Raw genomic sequence first — 6935 nt, 5'->3', positions numbered from 1 at the left:
CCTCTTCGCTCTCTGCAATTTCAATCTTAAACGGGCGGCTCATGGCTATTTAAACTTAGGAGATGGCTTCTCCCTATTATATGCAGCTTCATATTAAATTGGTATTAGCAACTATGTTTACTTCTTGCGGGAAAGAATTTCGACGAAAGTTCAATTAACATTTACAAAATTTACTTTTAGTATGTATGTAAATAAATTCACTTGCTTGATCTATGCTTATCAGCCTTCTACAAACTATTGCAGAAATTCTAGTTGGGGGAACTTCTCTCACGAGTATCGAGCAAATTGATTTTAATCTTCCTGGCAGTAGAACGAATGGTAATGCAGGCCAAATTATCAATTTGTACTTGTATGATATTCGTTTATCGAACCAATTACAACAGACTGGTAGGCGGGTAGAGCGGATGTTTTCAGAAGGAGGAACACCAACTTCCACAGTAAGTCAATTACCTACTTGGTTCGATGTTTCACTGATGCTAACAGCTTGGGATCGCACAACTTTGGGTGAATATCATCTCTTGACTGAAGCTATGACTTTCTTAATACGTCATGGCTATCTTAAAGAGGAGTTTTTGCCTCCTGAACTATGCGGTTATGGACAGTTACCCATGACTATTGTTAGTTCGCCGCCTATTGAGGTCGGCTCTCTATGGAGTTCTCTCAATTTACCTTTGCGCCCAGCATTATATCTGACAGTAACCGCTCCTTTAGGTGCTGAAAAAACTTCAGTACCGTTGATTTGGGAACGAATTGTCAGTCTTGAAAATCAGCAACATAAGAATACTAAAAGCTCAGTATTAGCGCAACATCGCGTCTCCATCGCAGGTATTGTCAAAAACGCAGTCACCAATTTGCCTCTTAGCGAAATAAAAGTGACTATTAGAGGAACTGAAAAGTCAGTAATAAGTAATCAAGAAGGGTTGTTCTGGTTTGACAATCTCTCCTTAGGCAACTATGTTTTAATACTGACTTGCCCTGGTTATGTAACCCAGACGTGCCATGCTTTGGTAGATGAGAAAACTTATGCTTTTAAAGAAGTAGCGCTTGCTCCTGAAAATTAGTGTTTTCTCAAGCAATTTTGAGTTTTTAGTCTTATTGGCTGTACTTCACTAACTTGCAAACTGTTGTAACAAGATATGTGAAACCTAGACCTGCATTATTCTAATCCTCATTTGGAGAGACCCTCATGGCTAGACTTGATTATTCTGCTCCTGGTGTCTATATAGAAGAAGTAAACCGGGGCAGTCGTGCGATTGAAGGTATCAGCACCGCAATTGCTGGTTTTGTTGGTTTTACAGAAGATGTCCGCAACGGCGCGGAAGTCTTTAAGCCCATATTAGTGACCAATTGGTCGCAATATTTGAAATATTTTGCCCGACCCAATTCCGATGGTTATACGGACTTCAACGCTTATTTGCCTCATGCGGTGAATGGCTATTTCTTGAATGGTGGTGGTCGCTGTTGGATTGTGAGTATTGGTACTCAATTACCTGGTACGCCCAAACCCACAGCCTTGGAGCCTGCTACAGTGAAAATTAACAGTCGAGGAAATCGTGCCTCGCTGATTTTTAACCTACGTCCCGAACAGGCAATTGGCGGCCCCATTGAGATTTTAGTAAGTGACGGTTCGCCTCGTCCCCTCCCTGAAGGTACAGAAGGAGAAGCCCCTGCCAATACAGGTGAGTATTTCACGCTCCAGATTCGTCGGGGTGAGGACATTCTAGAGCAATACGAAAACTTGACCATGAACTCTGAGGTACAGCCTCAGGTAGGAAATTATGCGATGGCTGCATTACGTAATTCAATGTACGTCACTGTAGTGGAAGCATCACAAGCAGGACGCCCTCTAGCTCGACGGCCTGTTAACGGTCAATATGAACTCGCGCCACCAATTATTCCATCTACACCCGATCGCTTTGCACGCGATGTCGAAGGGTTACGCGATGACCGTACAGGGGTACGCGGGCTTTTTGAAATTGATGAAATCACAATGATTGCTTGCCCCGACCTCATGCGAGGTTATGAAGCAGGACTCATGACTTTGGAGCAAGTCCACGGGATTATGGAACTGATGATTAGTATGTGTGAAGGCTCTACGAGTGGAGATATCCCCAATCCCCCCAATCGTATGGTCTTGTTTGACCCACCACCCGATCGCGTTAAACCGCAGGAGGTTGTGGATTGGTTAAATAACTTTAACCGTCGTTCCATGTTTGCAGCACTTTACTACCCCTGGGTTAAAGTAGCTAACCCACGCAACGCTGGCAGACCGATTCTTGTTCCGCCTTGCGGTCACATGATGGGTGTTTGGGGTCGCATTGATGAAACCAGGGGAGTACACAAAGCACCTGCTAACGAAGTGCCTAGAGGCGTAATTGGCTTGGGTTATGACATCAATTTCCGAGAACAAGAGCTATTAAATCCTCTTGGTATCAACTGCATTCGTAACTTTCCTAATCGCGGCATCCGTATTTGGGGTGCAAGAACTCTCGTGGAACCAGAAGCAACTGAATGGCGTTACATCAGCGTCCGCAGACTGATGAGCTACATTGAAAGATCCTTGGAATTAGGTACGCAGTGGGTTGTCTTTGAACCCAACGATGCAGAAACTTGGGCCCGTGTTAGACGCAACGTGAGTGTCTTTTTAGAACGTATCTGGCGAGAAGGAGCCTTGTTTGGAGCTACAGCCAAGCAATCCTACTATGTCAAATGTGACGCACAGATTAATCCACCAGAGACTAGGATGTTAGGTCGTATGTATATCGAAGTGGGTGTTTGTCCTGTCAGGCCTGCTGAGTTTGTCATACTTCGCATTAGTCAATGGGATCCTTCTGCATCAGAGGATGCCGCAGCATAATCCCAACTCAAAATTCATACATTAAGAAAACCAGATGTTATGAAAGTTTCTGAGTTCTTATATGTTTTTGAATTTTGGAAAATTGGTAGAACTAGCTGGTTTAATCAGCATATTTTGTTTTTTCAACTCTATCGTTATTTCACTAGTCAATTTTTTGTTAAATAAAGGAGAATCAAAATGGCCGCAGGTGATAATTCCGCAGCACAAAAATTTGTTCAAGGCTGCAAGTTTAAAGTTACTTTAGACAACTTGGGTACGCAATACGCCATGAGTGTCGCTAATCAATCAATAGAAACGCCAACAACTCAATTAAACGTAGGGTATTCTAGCCAAGGTCAACCGGGTGTGCCTGTACAAGCTCCTCTGCCTGCCTTGCAGCAAGATGCGACAAAAATCACAGTACAGTTTGCGACATTACAAGGTGATATCAAAGTTCGTCAGTGGTATGACCAATGCACCACAGGTCAATTAAATGCTAACAAACAAGAAATGATGTGGGTTGAATATACCACAGATAACCAACCAGGACACACATCACACTTGAGTGGAGCTTACCCAACCAGTTATAGAAAAGAGGACTTGGGTTTAGATGCTACTAGCAAAGTCCAAATAGAAACTGTGGATATTATTGGTACAAATTACGAGGTTCAAGCTGCTTAATTAGCTTCAATGGTAGCTTTGCAATTTGCCAAGCTACCTCCTAAAAAAGGAGGAAATAAAAACTAAATTTCTTCCTTATGAAAATCTTAATTTGAACAGAAAATAGATTGAGAACAGACCTTAGCTTCAGTTAATTAGCAAGATTCTCTCTAGTGTTTCTGTGATGGCGAAAATGATAAATTATGAATAGTAAAGATTTCGCATGGTTGACAAGTTGTAGTTTCTATATAGAACTAAGTCTAGATAACTCCAACGAAAAAATTGATGGCATATTCATGAATTGCCAAGGATTACAACGCACTCAAGAGGTGATTCAAATTTGTGAAGTCACTCCGCAAAAATGGGGTGTTAAAGAAAATAAGGGTCGGATAACCAGAACTAAAATTCCTGGCAATGATAATAGTAATAATATTATCCTTCGTAGAGGATTAACTTACTCTACAAGATTTTGGGATTGGTTCGAGAGCATTCAACAAGGCAATTGGGCTAAACAACGGCAGGTAATTTCTTTGAATATTTGCAATAACTCAATGGGCAGACAAGTACAAGCAAGATACGAATTAGATGGTGCTTGGCCTACTAATTACGTATTAGCTGATATTCAAATTGATAAAACAGAGTTAGCTGTTGAAGAATTAGAAATTGCTTTTGAAGGTATGAAGCGTGCGCCTCTACCAGATATAGAACGAAGCTTTACAGATAGCTTTTAAATAATTGACCGAAGAAAGGCAGGAGGCAGGAGGAAGAAACAATATTTACCCTTTACCACAAGGGTTACAAGCTCCTAAATTTATTTATAAAAAAACCTTCTGTCCTCTGCCTTCTCATAAGTACCCCAATCAATCTAATCAGAAAACCAATGTTTCCCAAAGAGTTTGAATTTACACTCCCCAAAGGATATATAGACGCTGATGGTAATCTTCATCGCAAGGGTATCATGCGCCTAGCAACGGCAATGGACGAGATTGCACCTATGCGAGATCCTCGTGTCAAATCGAATCTAGCTTATGCCACTATCGTTATCCTGTCTCGCGTAATTACCCGTCTTGGAGCTTTATCTGAGATTAGCCCTATGGTGGTAGAAAACTTTTTTGCTCAGGATGTGAGTTATCTCCAAGATTTTTACCGCCACATCAATGGTTTGGAACATAAAAAGACTCTGCCAAATGTGTTAGAGGAACAGGATAATCCTCTCGAAACTCTTGTTAATACTTAACTTCTTTACCTTCTATGTCTCGCAAACATTCCTTAAATACTGAATATCCCTTTACTCTACCTACAGGTTTAGTCGATGGTCAAAACCGAGTCCACCGTCAAGGGATGATGCGTTTAGCTACTGCAAAGGATGAAATTATAGTTCAACAACATCACCGCGTTCAGGAAAATTCTGCATATAGTTTTTTAGTGATGCTTTCACAAGTTATCACTCGCATGGGAAGTCTAAATTCTGTCACTCCAGATTTATTAGAAACCCTTGTCCTGCGAGATATGGGCTATCTCAAAGAATTTTACAATCGTGTGAATCAGCAAGGAAATGCACATATTCCTACTCAATGTCCGCATTGCAATAACCAGTTTGCAGTTGAGTTAGAACTTGCGGGGGAGTTATAAGCTACCCCTCTGACAGGTTATACGAGGAGGTAGCTTTTGTTGCTTATCATTTTCACTGGTCGCAAAATGACATTCTCAATTTGGAACACAGAACTCGTAAACGATGGATTGCTGAGATTAATAAGATCAACCAACAATTACAAAATTAATCTCTAATTTTGGCTTTTACACCTACAAAATCATTTATTCGATTAACTATGATGAAAATAAAAGTTCTCAACGCAGAAACACTAGGCAAAATCAATGAAATTAACCTTGACCTAGTTACTAACGGTAATCGAGAATACGTAGTCGGACGTTCTTCTAAATCTGGCTTGATTCTGGATAGTAATGATGTCAGCCGCCAACATGGTAAGTTCTACCTCCTAGATGGCAACTATTATTACTCTGACCTTGCAAGTATAAATGGCTCTCTGGTTAATAACCAGCTTGTTGAGTGCGATCGCAGTTACTTGTTGAAGCCAGGAGATATTGTCCGCATCGGAGAATTTCTACTAGTTTTGGAAGAAGAAGCAGAAGAACCAGAAATAGCCGCGACTGTATACAATGCCAATATAGATTGGCGCACAGCTTTAAATATTAATCTCCCAGAAGTTGCTAATCAAGGTACTGAAGATGCGAATACTTCATTGCAATCTAACACAGAGATTTTATCAACCTCTGATGACAAACTGATTCTAGATTTGACCGTAATTCAAGAAATGAAAAATGAAGAATCTGAGCAACAACAAACTCCAGAAGTAGACAATCAATTAAACTTTGATGACGAGCATAATTCAGAGTTAAACAAAATTCAAGCTGAACAAACAATTGTCCAAGCTTTAGAAACAGAAGATGAACCTTCAGAACAACATAATTTTGAAATATATACTTCTTCTGATAACAATCGATTTTCTGAAATCAGCAAAATTTCAGACGTAGAAACAATTAACGAACAAACAGTAGATGAGAAGATGCTTGAAGAGGAAGAAGTTATTAACGATAGTGGGAATGTTCAAGCTTATTCAGAAGATATAGAAGCAATAACCTCCGATCGCTCAGAAGCGATCGCACCAATATCTGAGCAGTTTGACAAACTTTCTGATTTAGAAACACAAACAACAGAATTATTTGAAGATGTTGAGGAACCGGAAGAAGAACCTGATATTCTGGTTCAAACCCCTGAAGCAACAAGCAAGGCTTTTGAGATTATCAGCAAAAAGTACATTGCGCTTATGGCTCACGATAGCAAAAAATCAGAACTTGTAGATTTTGTGGCACAACATCAACAATTTCTATCAAAATGTCTGACAATTGCTACACCTGCAATTAGTGAAACTCTATTCCAAGAAACTGGTTTAGTCATTAGCCAACAAACTCCTTCAGTACCAGTTGGAGGATATCAAGGAGTTGCATCATTAGTGGGAACAGGAGAAGCTTTAGCAGTTATTTTGTTAAAAGATTTTCTAGTACCTCAACCAAATCAAGCAAATGAAGATGCTTTATTGCGTTTATGCAATGTTAATCAAATTTTAGTGGCAACCAATGTCTCAACAGCAGAAGCAATTGTACATTACATCAAAAACATGGTTACTTCTTTGTAATTACCATTAATAAATGAATCGGCTGTAGGGGCGTACAGCTGTACACCCCTACCCATGTCAGGTTTATTTTGTATTTAAAACTATTAATAAGATATCAAATTTAAAAATTACAAAATTGTAAGGATTCAGGTAACAGAGTATTGACAAAGGGAACACTTGAGGGGGAGTATCACAGATATGAACCAAAACCTGCCTCAAAATTTAGACCGAGAAAGCTTGAACCA

8 protein-coding genes are annotated in these 6935 nt (G+C 40.1%); all 8 read left to right on the top strand.

The features are described from left to right. Positions 1-212 precede the first annotated feature (212 nt). The 8 genes from H6H03_RS38635 to H6H03_RS38605 all read left to right on the top strand — a co-directional run bounded on the left by H6H03_RS38635 (position 213) and on the right by H6H03_RS38605 (position 6711). Positions 213-1061 (top strand): Pvc16 family protein, encoded by an 849-nt coding sequence (locus H6H03_RS38635; protein WP_190960271.1) that lies wholly within the window; start codon positions 213-215, stop codon positions 1059-1061. A 125-nt stretch (positions 1062-1186) separates the two neighbouring features. Continuing rightward, positions 1187-2857, top strand: a complete 1671-nt coding sequence (locus tag H6H03_RS38630; RefSeq protein WP_190960270.1) for a phage tail sheath family protein — start codon at positions 1187-1189, stop codon at positions 2855-2857. Between the two features lie 177 nt (positions 2858-3034). Further along, entirely contained in the window at positions 3035-3517 is a 483-nt protein-coding gene (locus H6H03_RS38625) for a phage tail protein (protein WP_190960269.1), read from the top strand. Positions 3518-3699: 182 nt separating this feature from the next. Continuing rightward, entirely contained in the window at positions 3700-4227 is a 528-nt protein-coding gene (locus H6H03_RS38620) for a phage tail protein (RefSeq protein WP_190960268.1), read from the top strand. Between the two features lie 149 nt (positions 4228-4376). Next, positions 4377-4733 carry a hypothetical protein gene (locus H6H03_RS38615; RefSeq protein WP_190960267.1) on the top strand — a complete coding sequence of 119 codons (357 nt, stop codon included), beginning with the start codon at positions 4377-4379 and terminating at the stop codon, positions 4731-4733. 14 nt (positions 4734-4747) lie between these two features. Next, the gene (locus H6H03_RS38610; RefSeq protein ID WP_190960266.1) at positions 4748-5128 is read left to right on the top strand and encodes a phage tail assembly protein; all 381 of its coding nucleotides are present in this window, start codon (positions 4748-4750) and stop codon (positions 5126-5128) included. After that, positions 5125-5277 carry a DUF6760 family protein gene (locus H6H03_RS41925; RefSeq protein WP_313932037.1) on the top strand — a complete coding sequence of 51 codons (153 nt, stop codon included), beginning with the start codon at positions 5125-5127 and terminating at the stop codon, positions 5275-5277. The genes H6H03_RS38610 and H6H03_RS41925 overlap by 4 nt, the downstream gene beginning before the upstream one ends. 48 nt (positions 5278-5325) lie before the next feature. Then, positions 5326-6711: a methylglyoxal synthase gene (locus H6H03_RS38605; RefSeq protein ID WP_190960265.1), complete on the top strand. Its 1386-nt coding sequence runs from the start codon at positions 5326-5328 to the stop codon at positions 6709-6711. Positions 6712-6935 lie beyond the last annotated feature (224 nt).

Source organism: Nostoc paludosum FACHB-159 (genome assembly GCF_014698835.1).
In the GTDB taxonomy this organism is placed as follows: Bacteria; Cyanobacteriota; Cyanobacteriia; order Cyanobacteriales; family Nostocaceae; genus Nostoc; species Nostoc paludosum.
The sequence above is the reverse complement of the archived record's forward strand: the minus strand, read 5'-3'. Positions and strand labels throughout refer to the sequence as shown.